Source organism: Bacillus sp. FSL H7-0578 (genome assembly GCF_038630855.1).
GTDB classification, from domain to species: Bacteria; Bacillota; Bacilli; order Bacillales; family Bacillaceae; genus Bacillus; species Bacillus safensis.
Window position 1 is genome coordinate 1,917,639 of the sequence record NZ_CP152045.1, and the last position, 18,994, is coordinate 1,936,632.

The window sequence follows — 18,994 nt, forward strand, 5'->3', positions numbered from 1 at the left end:
TTATCAGTATGGACAATCACAGCAGCAGGCAAACAAAAAAAGCCGAAAATCGGCTTTTTTTAGAAGAAACGTTTTGCACCTAAGTAGGCTTTTTTCCAATATGGGTTGCTTAAGTTCGAGATTCCTACTCCATTGTCACTTGCATGAAGGAAATCTCCTCCGCCAAGGTATAGTCCCATATGAGAAGGGCCTGCTTTGTACGTTGTAAAATAAACAAAATCTCCAACTTGCGGTGTGCTTACAGGAGTCATCATATTCCAGTAGCCAGCTGTGCTTAATCTGGATACAGATGAAACTTTGTTAATGAGATAGTAAACAAAGCCGCTGCAGTCAAATCCTGCTGGTGTATTACCGCCCCATCTGTAAGGAACGCCTGTCAGCTTTTTCCCCTCTTGAATCATTGTCGTGATCTTTGCATTCATTGGTACATCATTTTTGTTATTGTCGACTGGCTTTGTTGAACCGTTAGACGTAGAGCCATTCGATCCAGTTGAACCGGAAGCTGCACCATTGATTTTTAATACTTGTCCAATTCTAAGCACATCACTTTTTAAGTTGTTGGCTGTTCGGATTGATTGAACCTGTACTTTGAATTGATTCGCAATTTTCCATAACGAATCACCTGATTTTACAGTATAAGAGGTTGTTTTCCCGCTAGAAGACTGGTTACTGTTTGAATTGCTTGGTTTAGTAGGTTTCGGCTGACTTGGTTTTGATGCAGCCGTCCCTTTTACTTTCAATACTTGATTCGGATAAATCATATCAGATTTTAATCCGTTCAATGTTTTGATTTCACCAATCGACATATTTAGCGAATTCGCAATTTTCCAAAGTGAATCCCCTAATTTAACCTTGTATGTACTTGATGATGAACTATTTGAATTCGTTGTCTTATTGCTTGAGCTGGAATTTGAAGATGAGTTTGAATTTGATGACTGGTTTCCGCTCGTCTTCGTGCTGCCAGATACCTTTAGCTTTTGACCAGGACGAATCAGGTCACTGTTTAAGCTGTTTAGGCTTTTTAAGCTCGCAACTGACATTTTATGATTTTTTGCAATCAGCCATAAAGAATCGCCAAGCTTTACAGTATAGCTGGAAGTCTTTGAAGCACTTGATTTCGTTGCTTTTGACCCTGTTGATGAACTGGATTTCTTGCTTTTTTCGCCAGGAATTTTCAAGCTTTGTCCTGCAAAAATCATTGTCGTTTTTAATTGATTAAGAGATTGAAGCTCCGAAATACTTGTATTGTACTGTTCGGCAATCTTCCAAAGTGAGTCACCGCTTTTCACCTTGATCGTCTGTGCTTCTGCCGGTGCAGCAAACACAGCTGAGCCAGCGATCGCTGAAACTGTGAGTCCGGTTACTACTTTTTTCTTCATAGAGGAATCTCCGCCTTTCATGATTTTGTTCAATAAGACTTATGTACTAGTTTTGAGTTTAGCATTTAATGGTTCTGCTTCTCTTGCACTATTTTATCTTTATTTCTATTATATTACTCGACATGAAGACGTTGGGCAATAACAAATAGGCTAAAGCAGCCAACTCAAAATGCTAAAACAAAGCCATATCGTTTCTATCGGCTGTTTGTTGTATTTATAAACATTTTTTAAGGAATTTTTAAGTTGACGTTTAGAAATTTGTCAAAACAAGCACGCTGCTAGTTTCATAGTTCTATTCTACATGACAAATTTTTCTGTATCAAATGACTTTTTACTTAATTGGCTGATTTTTCTCCGCAAATAAAAAAGCATCCTTCCGAATGAAGAATGCAGCGTTCGTTATTATTTTCTTATTTCCGGATCTTTTACGGTAAGCGGGTAAAGCACGCCTTCTTTCGCAAACGACATTTTTCCCGTTTCTTCTGACACGACAAGAACAAGTGCATCGGTCATACCAGAGAGTCCGATCGCTGCCCTGTGCCTTGTGCCAAGCGAAGCACTCACTTTTTTCGATGTAAGCGGCAGCACATTTGCAGCAGAGACAAGTGTATTTTCTTTGACTAAAAGAGCACCGTCATGCAGTGGATTTCCCGGATAGAAAATGCTTTCTATTAAGGAAGCACTAATTTTCGCATGAAGGTTTGTCCCTTTTTGAATAAAATCCTCAACCTCATCGCGTCTTTGGATCACAATGAGTGCTCCATGCTTTTGTTTTGATAAATTCTCAATGGCTAAAGAAAATTGAGCAAATCCTGGTGTGAATTCTTCCATATACGCTTGTAAATAAAACGCCGAGGCCTCTGCATGCATTTCATTAAACTGATCATGCAATGCTTCGAGATCACAAAGTAAACACTGCTCTGTTTCATCAAGAGAATCAATGATGTCACTTGCATCCTTCATAATGTTCATCAAATGTGTTCTCATCCCGGCTTTAAATATCACTTCTTCGTTCGTCCGATGGATCATCTGATCTTTTCCCTTCTTCTTTCGCTTGTTGTTATAAAATAGCAAATTGTGCACATTCTATTTGTATGGAGGTGAGCTTAATATGACCATTCAGAAAATCATCCAATATGCTTGCAGCATTTTAGGTGTTGTCAGTCTTTCTTTTATTTATGCCCAAATGTTTAAAAAAACGAAGCCATCTAAGAAAAATAATCCGACGGAGAATTGATTTTTTTACATAGCATGATATAATTCCTCTCGTTATTTCTGTTCAGAGAGGAACTTATAATGAGAGAAACGAATAGCATTCGAGCAAAGCTGACACTATTTTTAACCATTTTGATTCCGATTTTAATTACCCAAGCAGGTCTTTCGCTTATTACCTTTTTAGATACGGTGATGTCTGGAAAAGTGAGTGCAGAAGACCTTGCGGGTGTTGCGATCGGTTCTAGTATTTGGACACCTGTTTATACGGGACTTGCCGGGATTTTGATGGCCGTTACTCCGATTGTGGCTCAGCTGATGGGCGCTGGGCATAAAGAAGATGTTCCCCGGGCTGTCTTTCAGGCGATCTATTTGTCCTTTCTTTTAAGTATCGCTGTGATTGTGATTGGTACGATCAGCGTTCCTTACATACTAGGAGGACTTGGACTCGAGCACTCTGTAGAGGATATTGCGCGGCATTTTCTCAGCTTTCTTGCTTTTGGCATCCTCCCGCTGTTTGGTTATTCGGTGCTACGGTCATTTATTGATGCATTAGGGAAAACACGTGTGACGATGTTCATCACGCTCACAGCACTTCCTATTAACTTTGTTTTAAATTACGTATTTATTTTTGGGAATTTGGGCTTTCCAAAGCTTGGCGGTGCGGGTGCCGGTCTTGCATCTGCAATGACGTATTGGGCGATTTTCATCATGAGTATTTGTATTGTCATTAAAGCAGAACCATTTGCCTCATTTCGTTTGTTTCAAAAACTGCCTCGAATGAATATCTCCCGTATAGGGCAAATACTGAAAATTGGCCTTCCTATCGGGTTTGCGATCTTTTTTGAAACGAGTATCTTTGCAGCAGTGACGCTATTAATGGGTCACTTTGATACCATTACTATCGCCAGTCACCAAGCAGCGATGAACTTTGCTTCTATTCTTTATATTTTACCGCTTAGCATCTCAATGGCGTTAACGATCGTTGTTGGGTTTGAAGCGGGGGCTAAGAGGTATAAAGACGCGCAAAGCTACAGCTATATCGGCATTGGAACGGCGGTATTATTCTCATTATGTACGGCCGCCCTCATCTTGCTATTCAGACCAGAGATCGCTGGTTTATATACAGCTGAATCAGCTGTTTTACAAATGACACAGCACTTTTTGATTTACGCGATCTTTTTCCAGCTGTCAGATGCGATTGCTGCACCCATTCAAGGGGCTCTGCGCGGCTATAAAGATGTGAATTATACGCTCATTGCTGCTTTTGTCTCTTACTGGGTCATCGGTCTTCCTGCCGGTTATCTCATTGGCACATATACCTCCTTTGGGGCGTTTGGTTATTGGATCGGACTGATTGCCGGGCTTGCCGCAGGTGCCATCGTCCTCTTTATCCGTCTTAAGTTGATTCAAAAACGTCAACTTAGGCATGTATCGAATCACTAAATACAACACAAAAAAGCAGCTGACATAGATCAGCTGCTTTTTTGTTTAATCATTCCATTGATACGTCCAGAAAATTTCTTCATCAAACCATTTTTGGACGACTGGTTCTTTGTTTTTCAGCTTTTGTTCAAGCTCTCTCAGCATGCCCTCTGTTTGCGTTCTATGCGCTCTCAGTGCATTTAATTTGATATCTGCCACATCTGTAATATCAATCACAATATCCGCATGTCCAAGTACTTCTTCTCTATTTTTCGTAATGGCCATGCAGTATGCGACAGGACGGTCTTCTTTTTTCTTGCGATATAGAGCACGAATCACAGCTTCACCTGTCGCATCATGATCAGGGTGTACACCGTGTCCTGGATAAAACGTCACAATGAGTGTCGGTTTGACTTCATCAATGATGGTTTCCATCACATCTGCCAAATACTCGTCGTCTTCAAATTCCAATGTTTTATCACGCAGTCCAAGCATACGTAAGTCAGTGATATCCATTTCTTTGCAGGCATTGATTAATTCCTGTTTTCTTAATTCAGGAAGTGTTTCACGGTTAGCATATGTTGGGCTTCCCATATTTCTGCCCATTTCCCCAAGTGTCCCGCATGCATATGTGACGGGAATTCCGCGTTTTCTGCTTTGTGCAATGAGACCAGCCACCCCAAAGGATTCATCATCGGGGTGAGGCAGCATCACTAGTACATGTTCGTTCATGACTTGTCACCCTTTCTTCTACACCTGAAATGGCGTTTCACTAATTTGTAATGAGATCGCTAGTTTGCCGTCTGGCAAGTGTCCAGCTAATAGCAGTCGGCCTTGGTCATCAAACACATAATCGGTTAATCCTTCTGCGTAAATCCAGCCATCTTCTGTTTTCATTCCAACACGGTATGGACCTTGTCCTTTTATTTTCGCCTGTGAATAGACGACTTTCGCGTTGCGGATATACGCCACAACCGTCATATTTTGTTCATTTACATGAGCTGAATAAGAACCAGTTGTCGTTTCAAGATGAACGAAGACTGGACGATTTAAAAACGATTCAAGATGTGTTGTGACATCTTCCGTTTGAATTGGTTTCATGAGTGGTTCCTTCCTTCATTTTGAATTAATTCTCGCAGCTTTTTCGTATGTAAGCTGATCAGCTGCAGCTGATGATCATGCTTAAGCTCACTTTCTAAAATTCTCTCCACAGCAAGCACATACTTTTGGTGTAAGGATTTCCTCGCCCGCGGATGTGTTCGTGCATCGAGTAAATCATCACATATGGCCTCGTGTAAAGAAGACATATCATCAACATCAAGCTGACGATTTTTCCATAAAGATTGATAGGCGGCTGCAAGCTCATGAGCTGACGACATATGATCACCTCTACAGTTTTGTTAACAACTTATTATGACATGATCCGCCTGCAAAAAAAAGCAAACTGCTCGTTTGGCTTAATGAGAATTCGCTGTTTTTTTCATGCGTAATTGAGAGGTGGTAAACAGTAAAATCGCCACCCAAATACAAAGGAACGTCACAATTTTAGCTGCGGATAAGTGTTCGTGATAGACAAACAGCCCTAAAAACAGCGTAATTGTCGGTGCAATGTATTGCAAAATGCCCACTTGATAAAGTGGAATTCTTTTTGCGCCTTCTGAGAATAAAAGAAGCGGCACGGCTGTAAAAACGCCTGCAAAAAATAAGAGACCGAGCGACCCGAAGCTGTTAGGATTCATAGTCACCACAGGTTCTTTTAAGAAAAATAATAAGTACACAAGTGCAGCCGGTGCGAGAAGCAGCGTTTCAATCGTCAAACCAATCGCGCTCGTGAAGCTCATCCTTTTTTTGATCAAACCATAAAAGCCGAAGCTAAGGGCTAATAAGAAAGCAACGACAGGAAATGACCCGTATTGAACTGTTGAAAGGATCACCCCAAATGCGGCAATAAGAATGGCAATGGTTTGCCATTTATTTAGTCGTTCTTTTAAGAAAATAATCCCTAATAGAACGGATACAAGCGGATTAATATAATACCCTAAACTTGCTTCTAGCATAAGACCATGATTGACTGCCCAAATGTAGACATACCAGTTGACTGAAATTAAAATAGCAGATAAAAGTAATGAAAAAAATGCTTTACCATCCAGTATGAGACCCTTTACTGTCTGCATCGCTGGGCGGACTTGTTTTAAATACAAAAGAATACCGCACATAAACACAAATGACCATAAAATTCTGTGTGCTAAAATTTCGCCTGACGAAATATGTTCCATCAGCTTCCAATATAACGGGAATAAACCCCAGAGTGTAAAAGATGCTGCCGTGTAGAGAACACCTTTTGATTGCTGTTCGTTCAATGTAACCATCCCTTTCTAAATCTAACGTATATTATAGCACGCACGCAGGCGAATGGGCATATACTAATTCAGGGCATTTAGAAAGGATGATTCGCATGTTCGACTGGAACCGATTATTCCCTTTTCAAAAGCAGTTCTCAAAAGAAGCCTTAAAGAATTCAGATCCTAAAGACGTTGAGCAGTATGTCAATCAAGTCATGGAAAGTGTATTCGGCTCCAATTATCCTGCTCAGTTCCCATTTCAGGACCCCCTTTCTCAAAATCAAAAAACGAGAGAAACTGATGTCGAAAAAGAAAAAGAGCCAGAAGTCGAAGTGTTCGAGACGACTGATCATGTGTTTGTCAAAATTGAAATTGCTCGTCCGAACACAGAAAAAGTCAAAATCAAACATACAGCCAATCTGCTGTTTATTGATCATTTTCCTGAAGAAGGGACGCAGAAGAAAGTCGTCCTCCCTGCTGCTGTGAAACGAAAAGGAACGAAGGCGTCGTATCAAGATGGTATATTGGAAATTATGTTTTTAAAGCATGATGATCCAGGAATTTCTGAAATTGATATTCCATTATAAAAAGCCTGCTTTAAGAACGGAAGCAGGCTTACTCTTTTTTCTTAATAATATGGTGGATATCCGCCGCCATAAGGTGGTGGAGCAGGCGGTGGTGGCGGCGGGTAATATGGACGGGGATAATTAAAAATCGCACTTCCTAGAAATCCGCCAAGCAGTCCGCCGACTAAAGGAGCGCCAAAACCAAAAAACAAAGGGACTCTGGATTCATATGGCGGAATGCCAGGGGCGCCGCCTCGAAAATACGGAGTATGAGGGTACATGCATTTCTCCTCCTTTGTCATGTGCCTAACATCAGCATATTCATCAGGAGTCAAAATGTTTGGGCAAACCTAAAACTAGGCTTGCTCCTTTTTCCCGTGAGAGTCTGTATACTCCCCTGCCCACCGAGATACCTCATGAAACACATCATGTAACGCATTCCCTTTTTCAGTTAAACTGTAAATGACTTTGACAGGCGTCTCAGGCAGGACGGTCCGCTCTATAATCCCTTCTTGCTCGAGCTCTTTTAAACGCTCTGCGAGCATTTTTTGACTGATCGACGGGATCGTGTCTGTGAGGTCTTTAAAACGCTTTGGTCCATCAAGCAATACATGTATAATGAGACCGTTCCACCTTTTGCCTAGGAGTAAAAAAGCTTGCTGAATGTGTGGACATAATTGAAATTCCATAAATTTCAGCCTTTCTTTTCATGATTGTTTGACAAACTAACGGTGTACAATTTAAAATAACTCTAGTTACAATAAGTAAGTTTCTCACTTTTTAGTTATTGTACCATATTATTTGCAAAAACGGGAGGAAATATCCATATGGCGACCGATCAAAAAACAATTGATATCTTAAAACAAAGAGCTTCAGTAAAAGAGTATGATACTTCTCATGAAATGACAAAAGAAGAGTTAACAGAGCTTCTTGAAATCACAACAAAAGCACCATCTGCTTGGAACCTTCAGCATTGGCATTTCACTGTTTTCCATAGTGCTGAAGCAAAAGCAAAATTACTTCCAATCGCTTACAACCAAAAGCAAGTATCACAGGCATCAGCTGTTATTGCAGTTCTAGGTGACCTTGAAGCTAACCAAAATGGCGAAAAAATCTACAGTGAACTGGCAGAACAAGGCTTCATTACTGAAGACATTAAAGAAACATTGATGACTCAAATTAATGGCGCATACCAAAGCGAGCAATATGCACGCGAAGCAGCGTATTCAAATGCTTCATTAGCTGCTATGCAATTAATGATTGCGGCAAAAGCAATGGGCTATGATACATGTGCAATGGGTGGTTTCAGTAAAGACGCGTACATCAAAGAATTCAATGTAAGCGGCCGCTACGAGCCGGTTATGCTGATTTCAGTTGGTAAAGCAGCGAAAGAAGCTCATAAAAGCAATCGTTTCGACATCGAAGAAGTATCTGATTTCCTTTAAAAATTGGAAAAGCCTCAGCCTTTATGCTGGGGCTTTTTTATTTGCTTTAAATATTATTTCTACATACTTTCTTTCACCTTCCCCCTCTTTACATCTTCACTCTTTCTCCTTTGACAAGAATGAAAGCGTTATATTAGTATGATATTCACCAAAATGATTGTTTTTTCTGAAAATGGTCTTGTGATCTAATCTGACAACTGCTATTATTATGAAATTACAAAATATTCAGGAGGAAATCATGAACAAAAAATTGATGCTGGCACTACTTATCGCGATTCCATTCATCGGACAGCTCGCATTGCTGCCTTTTGCAAATCGCATTCATCCATTTGTCATCGGCCTGCCCTTTTTCCACTTCTGGCTCTTGCTATGGATTGTACTCACACCAATTTGCACATTTATCATTTATAAGATGCAACATTCAAATGGAGGAACTGACTAATGCAAGGAAATTTAACAGCTTTATTGATTACTGCAAGTATTATTTTCATCGTCGTGGTCATCGGATTTGCCGCTGGTCGTGACAAATCATCAAGACAGTCAGTAGAAGAATGGTCTGTCGGCGGAAGAAAATTTGGCGGACTGCTCGTCTGGTTCCTCGTTGGCGCAGACTTATATACAGCTTATACCTTTTTAGGGCTTACAAGTACAGCTTATACAGCTGGAAGCGTCGCTTTTTTCGCTATTCCTTATTCCGTCCTAGCTTATTTTATTGCTTATTTCTTTTTACCGAAACTATGGACTGTTGCGAAAAATCACAACCTTACAACACTTGCCGATTATGCACGTGAGCGGTTTGACAGCAAGCTGTTATCCAGTTTGATTGCGATTGTTGGAGTACTTATGCTGATTCCTTATATTTGTCTTCAGCTGAGCGGGATTCAAGATACGTTAACTGTCGCTGGAACTAATTATATTAATGTGAATGCAGTTGTTATTATTTCATTTATTTTAGTCGCACTTTATACATTTTTCAGTGGTATTAAAGGTCCTACATATACAGCCATTATTAAAGATATTCTCGTTTGGGTGATCATGCTGTTTATGGTCGTTTCACTGCCGATCATTCATTTTAACGGCTGGACACCGATGATGAATACGTTAGCCAAAGAAGCACCTCAGCTTCTAACGATCCCTGAAGGCGGTCCTAAAGGCATTTTATGGTTTATTACTGCTTCAGGCGTTTCTGCTCTTGCTTTGTTTATGTGGGCACACGCAGCAACTGGGGTTTTTACAGCCAAAAGCGCAGATGCCATCCGTAAAAACAGCATGTTTTTGCCTCTTTATAATATTGTATTGATTTTGGTCATCTTCCTTGGATTTATTGCTTTTTTAGTCTTACCAGAAGATACAAATCCGAGATTTGCTCTTCTTCATTTAATTCAAACATCATATGGCGGCGTGATGCAGGGACTCGCCTATTCTACGATTGCACTGGCTTCCCTCATTCCATGCTCCATCATGGCCATTGGCGCATCGAATTTATTTGCCAATAATTTATACCGTGACTTAATTCATCCGAATGTGTCACCTAAAAGATTGACCATCATTACACGTTCGATGGTGTTTATCGTCATCGGACTCGCTCTTTTATTCGGGATGCTGTTCCCAACTGCACTTGTCACGCTTCAGCTCATTGGTGTTTCAGGAATGGTTCAAATCTTCCCAGCTATTGCCATCAGCTTATTCTGGAAAAAACAATCGAGAGAAGCAACGATTGCCGGGTTAGTCATTGGGATCATCGTTACCTTTACAGCGAATATCTCACAAGTCACGTTCGGCCTTTATGAAGGTTTTCTTGGTTTACTAGCAAACGTCATCGTCATCTTGATTTTGAATCCATTCTTCCAAAACAAGGTCACATCCAATTCTGTCATGAATGATCTATTTGAAAAGGATCATGAAAAAACAGAAGCGATCACAAACGAAGTGTAAGGATAAGAAAAAGCAGTCCCCTGATGAGGACTGCTTTTTTTTATTTCATTTCTTTTTTCAAGACTTCAATGGCTTTTTTCATTTGTGTATCGTTGTTCTTTAGCTTATCTTGGATCTTTGTCATCAGAACGGTCGTTGTATCTCCTGTCAGAATACCGTCTGCCTTGAGATCGTTGTCTGTTTGGAAGTTTTTGACGATAGACTGGAATGCTTGATCGTACTCACCGTTTGCTTTTGCTTTGTAGCCAAGCGCTTGGAACATTTTTTGAGCTGCTTTGACTTCATCTCCATTGTCATTTAGCTCATATGATTTTTTCGGGCTTAAGTACGGCAGCTTTGCATAACTTGGGAGAGCTGCTTTCACCTGTGGTTCGATACCTTTTTTGTGAATCCAAGAACCGTCTGGTGTCAGCCATTTTGCAATGGTTAACTTGACACTAGAACCATCATTATAGTTTTGCGCATTTTGAACAGTTCCTTTGCCAAATGTCTTTTCACCCACAATTTGAATGCCTGAAGATTGGTGCAGAGCCGCCGCCATGATTTCAGCAGCGCTGGCTGATCCTCCATTTACAAGGACAACTGCCGGCTGATGGACTTTGCGTTCTTTTTCAGCCTTGTACACTTGTTTCTTCCCTTTTTCTTCAACCTGCATGATGACTTTTCCTTTATCAATAAAGTCATTGCTCATTTCAATGGCTTCTGTCATGATGCCGCCTGGATTATCTCTCAGGTCAATGACAAAACCTTTTGCCCCTTTTTTCTCGAGGTCATCAATTGCTTTATCCAGCTCTTTCGATGTGGTTTCAGCAAAGGACGTAATTTGGATTTCTCCTATTTTGTCTTTTGTGAGTTTTGCATACACCGTTTCAAGCGGAATCGTGTCTCTTGTGATGGTCACATCTACATTACCGACTCCTTGACGATTGAGATGCAGCTTAACATCCGTTCCTTTTTTCCCTCTAATGAGAGAGACTGCTTTATTGACCGACATTCCTTTGGTGCTTTTTCCATCCACTTTTAAAATATGATCATGAGGTTTCAAACCAGCTTTTTCAGCAGGAGAGCCTTTAATCGGCGCGACAATTAAAATTTGTCCATCCTTCTCTTCTACTTGTGCACCAATTCCTTCAAATGAAGAAGAAATGGTATTGTTAAATCCTTCGGCTTCCTCCTGATCCATATATGTAGAGTATGGATCATCAAGTGATGCAATCATTCCTTGGATCGCACCATCTACTAGTTTTTGATCATCCGTTTTTTCGTAATACTCATCCTTTACCTTCGTATACGCAGCCATGAGTTTACTAAACTTCTCGTCTCCTGAGACGCTGACAGCACCTTGTTTTGTGATCACAAATGTAATCGCTGAGGACAGTGCAGCAGTCACCAGAATGGCTACCACGAACTTCATTTGTTTTTTCAAAAAAACACCACCTTTATCTCCTTTCATTATTATCAAGGACGATGCTTCATCCGTCAACCAAAGGATCAACTTCTATTTGAAAAGATAAGCCATTTGCCCCTCTATTGCATAATCTTTAGAGAGGAACAGGATAAGGAAAGAAGGGATTATATGAGTGATTATGTAGAAATGCTTGCTTATTTTGGCGTATCAGGTGCCCATCCTGGCGGAATTGAGTTAACAAAAACGATGATTGAGCATATAAAACTGCCGCCTCATGCACGAATACTTGACGCTGGATGCGGTACAGGACAGACCGCCGCCTATTTAGGAAATATAGGTTATCAGGTGGAGGCCATTGATACGCATCCATTGATGATTGAAAAGGCGAACCTGCGATTCAAACGGGAGGAACTGCCGATCCGTGCTTTAGAGGCATCCATTGAGCAGCTGCCCTTTCCAGATCAAGCGTTCTCTCTACTCATCAGTGAATCTGTTTTAAGCTTTACCAAGCTGCGTGATGCACTAGCTGAGATCAAACGTGTGCTTGCTCCTGGCAGCCAATTGATTGCAAATGAAGCTGTGTTAAAAGCCCCTCTTACGCCTGAAGAGCTTGCAGCGGTTCGGAATTTTTACGGCTTCCACTCGCTCTTGTCGCTTGAAGAATGGAAGGAGCAGTTAACCGAAGCGGGCTTCCGTGACATTCAGATCCTCTCATTCGATGAACATATGGGGCAGGAGGAGCCGACAGAGATGGAATTATCTGAACACATACCCCCTTCTCTTTACGAAACGCTGCAAACACACTACGATCTCATTCAAGCACACCGAAAGCAGCTAAGTCACATTCTATTTGAATGTACCGTATAAAATGAGCGAATCTCCTATATGTTTTGTCCAAACTCTATGAAGTCTCTCGCATAGGATAAGAGTGAAAAGAGTTTGTCATAAGGAGGAAAAACATGGAGCGCTACTACAAGCTTTGTCAGCAGCACATGGGGAAAGTCGCTAGAATCACTGACCGTAATGGCAGAGTACACGTCGGACGCATTGAGCGTGTGACAAACCGCAAAGTTTATATTCGTCCAGTCGGCGGGTCTCGCGGAGGCTTTGGCTTTGGCTATTGGGGCGGATATTATGGCTGGGGTGCAGCGTATGGCATCGGCCTCGGTTTCATTACCGGCTTCGCATTAGCAGGATTGTTCTTTTTTTAAAAGAAGAATAAGAGAAGGCCTCCCGAATAGCTGGGAGGCCTTTTACTTACTTGTTTAGATTTTCTTTACTTTGTTCATGTATTCTTCAAATGTTAAATCGTGATCATGCATCGCTTTAGCGGCTTCTTTTCCCACATAGCGCAGATGCCACGGCTCATATTCGTATTTCGTAATGTCTTCTTTTCCTTTTGGATAACGGATGATAAAGCCATATTTATAGGCGTTTTTAGCCACCCATTTGCCATCTGGTGTTTCACCAAACTTTTCAGAGATCTCAAAACCGGCACTTTTTGAGGAAATGTCCATGGCTAAACCTGTTTGATGTTCACTTTCGCCTGGTAAAGCGACTGCTTCTTGTGCTTTTTCTTTGCCTTTTAATTTGACCTCACTATCAAAAATGACTTTTTGACGGTCATAGGAGCGATAGCCAGATACTGCAGCAAGCTCGAAGTTTTCCTTTTTTGCACCTTTGAATAACTTCTCAAGCGCTTCCGCTGCTTCTTTGCGGATATATCGCTTTTCAATATCTTCCGAAAAAGAGAATTCTACTTTTGGTACAACGAGATCAGAAGGTTTATAGGTTCCTGGTAATGCATATTCTTTGTTGACAAGTGCTAGCACATTTTCAGGATTTTGAATGGTTTTCAGACCGCTCACAACCTTGATGTCATTGAAATATTCACTCTTTAACGTCAGCTCTTGATTCGATGAATCTGCCTTATCGTTTGAGTTGTGCTGGGGAGATGAACTTGCTGCGTTTTTTTGTTCGTTAGTTTTGTTTGATTCAGATGTACCGCTTTTTTGATCCAGCAACTGGCAGCCTGATAGCGCGGCTGTCAAACCAAGAATCGATGCGATTGAGAGTATTTTGTAGCTTTTCTTCATGACATACCTTCCTTTTGCTCTTCTAAAAAAATAAAGATGCGCTACATTGTAGCACACCCTTTATACTATTATAAAACGGAGTCTAGCGCAATTAAGATCATTTCATCAAACGTTGTTTGACGCTCTTCAGCCGTTGTTTCTTCTCCTGTTAGAACGTGATCACTCACAGTCAAAATTGATAAAGCTTTTCGATCAAATTTTGCTGCAAGAGAATAAAGAGCGGTTGTCTCCATTTCGATCGCTAGGATACCATATTGAGCCATGAGCTCAAGTGGTTTTTCATTGTAAAATTGGTCTGCTGTAAATACATTTCCGACACGTACAGCGACATTTTTTGCTTCTGCCGTGTCGTAGGCTTTCTTGAGCAGGCCAAAATCAGCGCATGGCGCATAATCAATCGGTCCAAATGCCACACGATTCATTTGTGAATCTGTTGATGATGTCTGGGCTAAAATGACGTCACGTACATTGACATCTCTTTTGATGGCTCCGCAAGATCCAACGCGAATTAAGTTTTGAACATCATAGCTTTGAATGAGTTCATTCACATAAATCGAAATAGACGGTACGCCCATCCCAGTGCCCTGTACAGAAACACGTTTTCCTTTATAGGTTCCAGTATAGCCATACATTCCGCGCACTTCGTTATAGCACTCAACATCTTCTAAATATGTATCTGCAATATATTTCGCACGCAACGGATCGCCTGGCAGCAATACCGTTTCTGCAATTTGTCCTTTTTCTGCTCCAATATGTACACTCATTTTTTAGCCTCCACTTACGTTTACTATGTATTTTATCCTATTTATTATAAACGATTGAGCTAAAAAAAGAAAATACCAGCTGAATCTCAAGCTGGCATCATCAATCATCTATTTAACTTATCGTCATCATTCGTTCACTGCGTTTCCACCCTGCCGGAGAGAGCTGATAATAGCACTTCCCCTTTTTCTTATCATCAATCACAACAATATCACCTGTTGTGATAAACCGCGCATTGTAATCATTAGGGACTGTATCATGTACATTAAATGTCGAGAATGCTTTTTCCAGTACATCAAGGTGTGTTCTGCCGCCAATCTTTGTCCGGTACACAGGCAGATGCCCGCTTGCAGCGCCATATTCAGGTGTCTGATAAATGGTTAAGTGAAATGCTGAAGGTTTCTTTTGAAAAAATCTCAACGTCAATTGCATTCAAATCCCTCCCCTTTTATATAAAATTGGCTGGGATCTGTCAATTTCCTTCTTCTATTTTTGTCGAATGACAGGCAATCTTTCGTCAATCTTTTTACAAATGAGAAATAAAGCGAGTCCTATCGCAAAGCCTCCTGCAACATCTGTCAAATAATGCACCCCGATATACATCCGGCTGATGCCAATGGCCAGAACGAAAAGCCCTGTGATCAAATAGACGATTTTTTGTCTTTCTTTCAGCCATGGGATCATTTCAACTAATAGATAAGCCATAAAAGGGTAGATGGTGGCTGCATTCATCGAATGTCCGCTCGGAAAGCTGTAATACGTTTCACCTACAAGGTGATCAAAGGCCGGACGCTCTCTAGCAAACAGCCCCTTTAATTCATGATTGATTGTTTTTTCTGTGAGATATAGTAGAAAGAGCATCATGATAGAGTAGTAGCGCTTATACATAAACAAGACCACACTAAAAATGAGCATGATTGGAACGAGCAGCGCGCTGATGCCTAAGTCCGTCAAAGCCAGCATGACATCATTTAAAAAAGGGAGTCTGATGCTTTCAAACCATAAGATGATCTGGTTGTCCAAATCTTGAAAAGCCCCAGATACCATGAGCGCAGCAATGGCGCCAAATAAAATGAAAAGATATAGGATGTACACGCGAAAGATTCCCCTCCCTCTCTCTTCAGAATCTCTTCAAAGTATAGTACCTACCACGCCTCTTCTTCAACTATCATTGCTTTTTTCAGCATATATTCAAATGTAATGTCAGCCAGCTCAAATGTTTCAAGCTCAGCAGGTATGTACCCTCTTTTGATCAGCTCCACGTAGAAGAACTCCGCAATTTCCTCTGTATCAATCACCAAATCTGCTTCTTTCATTGCATTCCGCCTCCTTTTTTATGATGTATGAACGCCGGCTGTTTTTTATTACAGTTTGTCATAATGGCTCATTCCATACATATAAATGCAGTAAACAAAAAGAAAAGGGGCTTGAGGCAATGAAATGGTTAAGCATATTAGATGGAGAAACTTTTGATCAGGTGATGGGCCGTATCTTGAGGGGATGGTTTTATGTGATTGCATTTTTCTGTGTGCCTTATTTTTTATTCGTGTTAGGACAAGTCTTTCTTTAACCAAAATGTTCGTGTAAACTTTCCAAAATAAAATCCATCATATCCTTATATTCTGGATCTTTGAAAAATTCATAGAGAATTTTATAATCGTTATAAATATCAAGAAGCTCATCCACTATAGATACAGCCAGAAATTCAAGTGAAGATTCGCTTTCTTGTTTCTCTTCCAGCTGCAATAGAGCCGTTTGGACCATATCTTCTTCTAACTCTTTTGAGGTTTCTCCGACGTAATGCACAAAAAGAAGCTGATGAACAAACTGGTCCATCTCATATTTTCTTAGGACAAGCGTTAAATCTTCCTCTTCTGTTTCCAGCCACTCTCCGTCTTTCAGCCTCGTGAGTTCGTAAATGACATCTTCCCAACCATCTTCAAGGTAGCGCCAAATTTCAGTCCGATGACCGATGATTTTAAATAGCTCTTTTCCGTAATCTTTTACATATACAACATCGCCAATGAGGAACTCATATTCAATGTCCAGCTTTTCTGTATCGACAATCACTCCGCTATACTCATCGTAAAGCTGAAGTGATGTTTCAAAATAAAGCACCTCATTATGATTGACCTCATATAAATAGTGCTGGTCAATTTGATGGACTTTTGTAATCGTTCCGACTGTGCCGTACATGACAACGACGACAATATCCCCTACTTGATATTTTGGTGCTTTCGCCTTCATTCTGTCTCCCCCTTGCCCGACTTTTGGTCTTAACGTATCGTATGCCGGCGCAAGGAATTCTGCATGGGCAACCACACCATGCAAAACGCCATTTTATTTCTCGTGAAAAAACCGCTTCTCCATTCGGATAAGCGGTTGCGTGTTATTTTTTTTTGACTTCTACTTCGTATTGCTCAAACGCTTCGTCAAATGTTGTCATTGAGCTTAAATAATCACCATTTAATTCTAAATAAGCGCACAGCTCATGATAATCTGTGGAAGCTTTAGGAAAGCTGTGATCCTCGTACGCAGCATTTGCGAAATGACTGATTTCATCTTTCGGTTTTGGATGTCTGAACTTCATTAAATAATGGTAAAACGACTTCACCTGTTTTTCCCTCCGCGACACACTATTTTGTTGTTATATTATACAGCAATTTGATGACTTGTATAGGCAGAGGTACAACTTATGATGAAAAGTCAAAGTAATTTCGCTTTAATAACCGCTCCATGCTCATTAATTCTTCATAGGAGATTTTTTCTGGAAGTTTTGTCTGATCCACTAAAATTAATTGATCTTCAATCTCTTTGACCGTCTCATCCTTTTGATAGGTCATCCCGCAGTGCGTGCAGGAAATGGACGGCGTTTCGATGATTTCAATTGATTGTGTGCCCGTGATCAGTTCCCAATAGACTGTTGTCTGCTCCGCATTTGCTTTGTTTTCCTCACACCAATCACATGTCAGCAAGGCTATTTCTCCTCCTTTACGGTTTGTTCTTTTTTGAGCTGCGCTTGATATTTCTTCTCTTTTAATTCATCTCGTTTTTCACGTTTGTTTTTAAGTGTGTCGTGCTCAGGATTTGTCTCATATGCTTCTCTACGTTTCATTCGGCTTAAATTCTCAGGCGTAAACGATCTCGCTTCATCCTCTAATAGTGCGGTAATACCAATTGCCGGTTCTTGTTTCTCTTCATAAATTTCATTAAAATACGCATCTGCCTGGCCTGCGACGTAATGCTCTGGTTCTGGATAAGAGGTGATGACACCTTCAAAGTTACGAAGGACGACTTTGTCAGGGCTTTGCGATAATAAATAATTTGGCTGTAAAGCAATTTTCCCTCCGCCTCCTGGCGCATCTACTACAAAGCTTGGTACTGCATAACCACTCGTATGTCCTCTTAAGCCTTCAATGATTTCAAGCCCTTTTGATACCGGCGTTCTAAAGTGGCCAATGCCCTCAGATAAATCACATTGATAAATATAATATGGTCTGACCCGAATCTTCACAAGATCGTGCATCAGCTTCTTCATAATCGGCACACTGTCATTAATACCTGCAAGGATGACGGCCTGATTCCCTACAGGAACACCGGCATTCACAAGACGTTCGCACGCTTCTTTTGCTTCTTTTGTGATTTCAATACTTGTATTGAAATGGGTGTTCAGCCAAACTGGGTGATATTTTTTCAAAATCTCGCACAGCTCATCTGTAATACGCTGCGGAAAGACAACCGGCGCGCGGGTTCCAATCCGAATGATCTCAACGTGCGGAATATCCCGTAAGTTTTTCAAAATGTATTCAAGCACTTGATCATTGATTAACAGCCCATCTCCGCCAGAAATTAACACGTCCCGCACCTCAGGTGTTTCTCTAATATATCCAATTGCAGCATCTAACTGCTTTTTCGGCACACCCATACCAATCTGGCCGGAAAAACGTCTTCTCGTACAATAACGGCAGTACATGGAGCACTGATTTGTCACAAGAAACAGTACACGATCTGGATATCGGTGCGTGAGCCCCGGGACAGGTGAGTCCTCATCTTCATGCAGCGGGTCTTCCAGATCATATTTTGTTTTATGAAGCTCTTCTGCAATTGGCACAGATTGCATACGTATTGGACATCTTGGATCGTCTGGATTCATCAGTGAGGCATAGTAGGGTGTAATGTTGAGTGGAATGGTTTTAGTGGAAATCTTCACCCCTTCTCGTTCCTCTTCTGTTAAGTTTACGATTTTTTCTAAATCCTCAAGCGTTTTCACAGTATGCGTCAGCTGCCAAATCCAGTCGTTCCACTTTTCCTCAGGTACATCCTTCCAAAGCTCAATGTCCTTCCAGTGACGTGCCGGTTCATACAATTTCTGATTCATATCCATTCCCCCTATCAGCATTCACTTTATACTATGCAAGTTATGT

26 protein-coding genes are annotated in these 18,994 nt (G+C 40.9%); 8 read left to right on the top strand and 18 right to left on the bottom strand.

Features of this window, described 5'->3' with window-relative positions:
* Positions 1-59 precede the first annotated feature (59 nt).
* The gene (locus MHB41_RS09630; RefSeq protein ID WP_041117706.1) at positions 60-1,379 is read right to left on the bottom strand and encodes a peptidoglycan endopeptidase; all 1,320 of its coding nucleotides are present in this window, start codon (positions 1,377-1,379) and stop codon (positions 60-62) included.
* A gap of 402 nt (positions 1,380-1,781) precedes the next feature.
* Positions 1,782-2,408, bottom strand: a complete 627-nt coding sequence (gene cdaS / locus MHB41_RS09635; protein ID WP_340900204.1) for a sporulation-specific diadenylate cyclase CdaS — start codon at positions 2,406-2,408, stop codon at positions 1,782-1,784.
* Between the two features lie 82 nt (positions 2,409-2,490).
* Here cdaS and MHB41_RS09640 point away from each other — a divergent pair, with 82 nt between their 5' ends.
* Positions 2,491-2,616: a hypothetical protein gene (locus tag MHB41_RS09640; RefSeq protein ID WP_008359993.1), complete on the top strand. Its 126-nt coding sequence runs from the start codon at positions 2,491-2,493 to the stop codon at positions 2,614-2,616.
* A 59-nt stretch (positions 2,617-2,675) separates the two neighbouring features.
* The gene (locus MHB41_RS09645; protein ID WP_024428329.1) at positions 2,676-4,037 is read left to right on the top strand and encodes an MATE family efflux transporter; all 1,362 of its coding nucleotides are present in this window, start codon (positions 2,676-2,678) and stop codon (positions 4,035-4,037) included.
* Positions 4,038-4,082: 45 nt separating this feature from the next.
* Here MHB41_RS09645 and bshB2 read toward each other — a convergent pair whose 3' ends face one another.
* The 4 genes from bshB2 to rarD form a co-directional block, all read right to left on the bottom strand.
* Positions 4,083-4,748, bottom strand: a complete 666-nt coding sequence (gene bshB2 / locus MHB41_RS09650) for a bacillithiol biosynthesis deacetylase BshB2 (protein WP_340900202.1) — start codon at positions 4,746-4,748, stop codon at positions 4,083-4,085.
* A gap of 18 nt (positions 4,749-4,766) precedes the next feature.
* A complete protein-coding gene (locus MHB41_RS09655; protein WP_024428327.1) occupies positions 4,767-5,117 on the bottom strand; it encodes a YojF family protein in 351 nt (116 codons plus the stop codon).
* Positions 5,114-5,395: a hypothetical protein gene (locus MHB41_RS09660; RefSeq protein WP_024428326.1), complete on the bottom strand. Its 282-nt coding sequence runs from the start codon at positions 5,393-5,395 to the stop codon at positions 5,114-5,116. Before MHB41_RS09660 ends, MHB41_RS09655 begins: the two co-directional genes overlap by 4 nt.
* Before the next feature lie 78 nt (positions 5,396-5,473).
* Positions 5,474-6,385 (bottom strand): EamA family transporter RarD, encoded by a 912-nt coding sequence (gene rarD, locus MHB41_RS09665; protein WP_029705997.1) that lies wholly within the window; start codon positions 6,383-6,385, stop codon positions 5,474-5,476.
* An 86-nt stretch (positions 6,386-6,471) separates the two neighbouring features.
* On the opposite strand from rarD, the gene MHB41_RS09670 reads away from it, so the two are divergent.
* A complete protein-coding gene (locus tag MHB41_RS09670; RefSeq protein WP_034280567.1) occupies positions 6,472-6,945 on the top strand; it encodes an Hsp20/alpha crystallin family protein in 474 nt (157 codons plus the stop codon).
* Between the two features lie 41 nt (positions 6,946-6,986).
* Here the strand turns inward: MHB41_RS09670 and MHB41_RS09675 are convergent, their stop codons facing one another.
* Positions 6,987-7,205, bottom strand: a complete 219-nt coding sequence (locus MHB41_RS09675; protein ID WP_024422697.1) for a hypothetical protein — start codon at positions 7,203-7,205, stop codon at positions 6,987-6,989.
* A 75-nt stretch (positions 7,206-7,280) separates the two neighbouring features.
* Positions 7,281-7,613, bottom strand: coding sequence for a winged helix-turn-helix transcriptional regulator (locus MHB41_RS09680; RefSeq protein WP_024428324.1), 333 nt, complete (start codon positions 7,611-7,613; stop codon positions 7,281-7,283).
* 138 nt (positions 7,614-7,751) lie between these two features.
* On the opposite strand from MHB41_RS09680, the gene MHB41_RS09685 reads away from it, so the two are divergent.
* From MHB41_RS09685 to MHB41_RS09695, 3 genes are all read left to right on the top strand, one after another.
* Positions 7,752-8,369, top strand: coding sequence for a nitroreductase family protein (locus tag MHB41_RS09685; RefSeq protein WP_024428323.1), 618 nt, complete (start codon positions 7,752-7,754; stop codon positions 8,367-8,369).
* Positions 8,370-8,607: 238 nt separating this feature from the next.
* A complete protein-coding gene (locus MHB41_RS09690; RefSeq protein ID WP_024422700.1) occupies positions 8,608-8,811 on the top strand; it encodes a DUF3311 domain-containing protein in 204 nt (67 codons plus the stop codon).
* The gene (locus tag MHB41_RS09695; protein ID WP_254001350.1) at positions 8,811-10,304 is read left to right on the top strand and encodes a sodium:solute symporter; all 1,494 of its coding nucleotides are present in this window, start codon (positions 8,811-8,813) and stop codon (positions 10,302-10,304) included. The genes MHB41_RS09690 and MHB41_RS09695 overlap by 1 nt, the downstream gene beginning before the upstream one ends.
* Before the next feature lie 40 nt (positions 10,305-10,344).
* On the opposite strand, the gene MHB41_RS09700 is transcribed toward MHB41_RS09695, so the two are convergent.
* Positions 10,345-11,730 carry a S41 family peptidase gene (locus MHB41_RS09700; protein ID WP_024428321.1) on the bottom strand — a complete coding sequence of 462 codons (1,386 nt, stop codon included), beginning with the start codon at positions 11,728-11,730 and terminating at the stop codon, positions 10,345-10,347.
* Between the two features lie 150 nt (positions 11,731-11,880).
* On the opposite strand from MHB41_RS09700, the gene MHB41_RS09705 reads away from it, so the two are divergent.
* On the top strand, positions 11,881-12,579 hold the full coding sequence (locus MHB41_RS09705) for a class I SAM-dependent methyltransferase (RefSeq protein ID WP_041117718.1): 699 nt from the start codon (positions 11,881-11,883) through the stop codon (positions 12,577-12,579).
* Between the two features lie 92 nt (positions 12,580-12,671).
* Positions 12,672-12,923, top strand: a complete 252-nt coding sequence (locus MHB41_RS09710; protein WP_024422704.1) for a hypothetical protein — start codon at positions 12,672-12,674, stop codon at positions 12,921-12,923.
* A gap of 54 nt (positions 12,924-12,977) precedes the next feature.
* Here the strand turns inward: MHB41_RS09710 and MHB41_RS09715 are convergent, their stop codons facing one another.
* The 9 genes from MHB41_RS09715 to ablA all read right to left on the bottom strand — a co-directional run bounded on the left by MHB41_RS09715 (position 12,978) and on the right by ablA (position 18,948).
* Positions 12,978-13,808, bottom strand: coding sequence for a M15 family metallopeptidase (locus MHB41_RS09715; RefSeq protein ID WP_024422705.1), 831 nt, complete (start codon positions 13,806-13,808; stop codon positions 12,978-12,980).
* Positions 13,809-13,876: 68 nt separating this feature from the next.
* Positions 13,877-14,572 carry a purine-nucleoside phosphorylase gene (deoD, locus tag MHB41_RS09720; RefSeq protein WP_012010274.1) on the bottom strand — a complete coding sequence of 232 codons (696 nt, stop codon included), beginning with the start codon at positions 14,570-14,572 and terminating at the stop codon, positions 13,877-13,879.
* A 112-nt stretch (positions 14,573-14,684) separates the two neighbouring features.
* The gene (locus tag MHB41_RS09725; RefSeq protein ID WP_034280548.1) at positions 14,685-15,002 is read right to left on the bottom strand and encodes a hypothetical protein; all 318 of its coding nucleotides are present in this window, start codon (positions 15,000-15,002) and stop codon (positions 14,685-14,687) included.
* A 54-nt stretch (positions 15,003-15,056) separates the two neighbouring features.
* A complete protein-coding gene (locus MHB41_RS09730) occupies positions 15,057-15,665 on the bottom strand; it encodes a phosphatase PAP2 family protein (protein ID WP_034280546.1) in 609 nt (202 codons plus the stop codon).
* Positions 15,666-15,715: 50 nt separating this feature from the next.
* Positions 15,716-15,886 (bottom strand): YozD family protein, encoded by a 171-nt coding sequence (locus MHB41_RS09735; RefSeq protein WP_065214722.1) that lies wholly within the window; start codon positions 15,884-15,886, stop codon positions 15,716-15,718.
* 250 nt (positions 15,887-16,136) lie between these two features.
* Positions 16,137-16,817, bottom strand: a complete 681-nt coding sequence (locus MHB41_RS09740) for a hypothetical protein (protein ID WP_024422708.1) — start codon at positions 16,815-16,817, stop codon at positions 16,137-16,139.
* Positions 16,818-16,959: 142 nt separating this feature from the next.
* Complete coding sequence (locus tag MHB41_RS09745; protein WP_024422709.1) at positions 16,960-17,184, bottom strand: YozE family protein; 225 nt, start codon at positions 17,182-17,184, stop codon at positions 16,960-16,962.
* A 79-nt stretch (positions 17,185-17,263) separates the two neighbouring features.
* Positions 17,264-17,545, bottom strand: coding sequence for a YokU family protein (locus MHB41_RS09750; protein ID WP_012010281.1), 282 nt, complete (start codon positions 17,543-17,545; stop codon positions 17,264-17,266).
* Between the two features lie 2 nt (positions 17,546-17,547).
* Positions 17,548-18,948, bottom strand: a complete 1,401-nt coding sequence (ablA, locus tag MHB41_RS09755; RefSeq protein ID WP_034280543.1) for a lysine 2,3-aminomutase — start codon at positions 18,946-18,948, stop codon at positions 17,548-17,550.
* Positions 18,949-18,994: the final 46 nt, after the last annotated feature.

Excerpts from the sequence above, each read along its gene's own strand:
- MHB41_RS09655 (WP_024428327.1), bottom strand. The coding sequence starts at position 5,117 with ATGAAACCAATTCAAACGGAAGATGTCACAACACATCTTGAATCGTTT.
- bshB2 (WP_340900202.1), bottom strand. The coding sequence starts at position 4,748 with ATGAACGAACATGTACTAGTGATGCTGCCTCACCCCGATGATGAATCC.
- cdaS (WP_340900204.1), bottom strand. The coding sequence starts at position 2,408 with ATGATCCATCGGACGAACGAAGAAGTGATATTTAAAGCCGGGATGAGA.
- rarD (WP_029705997.1), bottom strand. The coding sequence starts at position 6,385 with ATGGTTACATTGAACGAACAGCAATCAAAAGGTGTTCTCTACACGGCA.
- MHB41_RS09680 (WP_024428324.1), bottom strand. The coding sequence starts at position 7,613 with ATGGAATTTCAATTATGTCCACACATTCAGCAAGCTTTTTTACTCCTA.
- MHB41_RS09695 (WP_254001350.1), top strand. The coding sequence starts at position 8,811 with ATGCAAGGAAATTTAACAGCTTTATTGATTACTGCAAGTATTATTTTC.
- MHB41_RS09670 (WP_034280567.1), top strand. The coding sequence starts at position 6,472 with ATGTTCGACTGGAACCGATTATTCCCTTTTCAAAAGCAGTTCTCAAAA.
- MHB41_RS09690 (WP_024422700.1), top strand. The coding sequence starts at position 8,608 with ATGAACAAAAAATTGATGCTGGCACTACTTATCGCGATTCCATTCATC.
- MHB41_RS09675 (WP_024422697.1), bottom strand. The coding sequence starts at position 7,205 with ATGTACCCTCATACTCCGTATTTTCGAGGCGGCGCCCCTGGCATTCCG.
- ablA (WP_034280543.1), bottom strand. The coding sequence starts at position 18,948 with ATGAATCAGAAATTGTATGAACCGGCACGTCACTGGAAGGACATTGAG.
- MHB41_RS09735 (WP_065214722.1), bottom strand. The coding sequence starts at position 15,886 with ATGAAAGAAGCAGATTTGGTGATTGATACAGAGGAAATTGCGGAGTTC.
- MHB41_RS09685 (WP_024428323.1), top strand. The coding sequence starts at position 7,752 with ATGGCGACCGATCAAAAAACAATTGATATCTTAAAACAAAGAGCTTCA.
- MHB41_RS09740 (WP_024422708.1), bottom strand. The coding sequence starts at position 16,817 with ATGAAGGCGAAAGCACCAAAATATCAAGTAGGGGATATTGTCGTCGTT.
- MHB41_RS09710 (WP_024422704.1), top strand. The coding sequence starts at position 12,672 with ATGGAGCGCTACTACAAGCTTTGTCAGCAGCACATGGGGAAAGTCGCT.
- MHB41_RS09640 (WP_008359993.1), top strand. The coding sequence starts at position 2,491 with ATGACCATTCAGAAAATCATCCAATATGCTTGCAGCATTTTAGGTGTT.
- deoD (WP_012010274.1), bottom strand. The coding sequence starts at position 14,572 with ATGAGTGTACATATTGGAGCAGAAAAAGGACAAATTGCAGAAACGGTA.
- MHB41_RS09725 (WP_034280548.1), bottom strand. The coding sequence starts at position 15,002 with ATGCAATTGACGTTGAGATTTTTTCAAAAGAAACCTTCAGCATTTCAC.
- MHB41_RS09645 (WP_024428329.1), top strand. The coding sequence starts at position 2,676 with ATGAGAGAAACGAATAGCATTCGAGCAAAGCTGACACTATTTTTAACC.
- MHB41_RS09630 (WP_041117706.1), bottom strand. The coding sequence starts at position 1,379 with ATGAAGAAAAAAGTAGTAACCGGACTCACAGTTTCAGCGATCGCTGGC.
- MHB41_RS09660 (WP_024428326.1), bottom strand. The coding sequence starts at position 5,395 with ATGTCGTCAGCTCATGAGCTTGCAGCCGCCTATCAATCTTTATGGAAA.
- MHB41_RS09715 (WP_024422705.1), bottom strand. The coding sequence starts at position 13,808 with ATGAAGAAAAGCTACAAAATACTCTCAATCGCATCGATTCTTGGTTTG.
- MHB41_RS09705 (WP_041117718.1), top strand. The coding sequence starts at position 11,881 with ATGAGTGATTATGTAGAAATGCTTGCTTATTTTGGCGTATCAGGTGCC.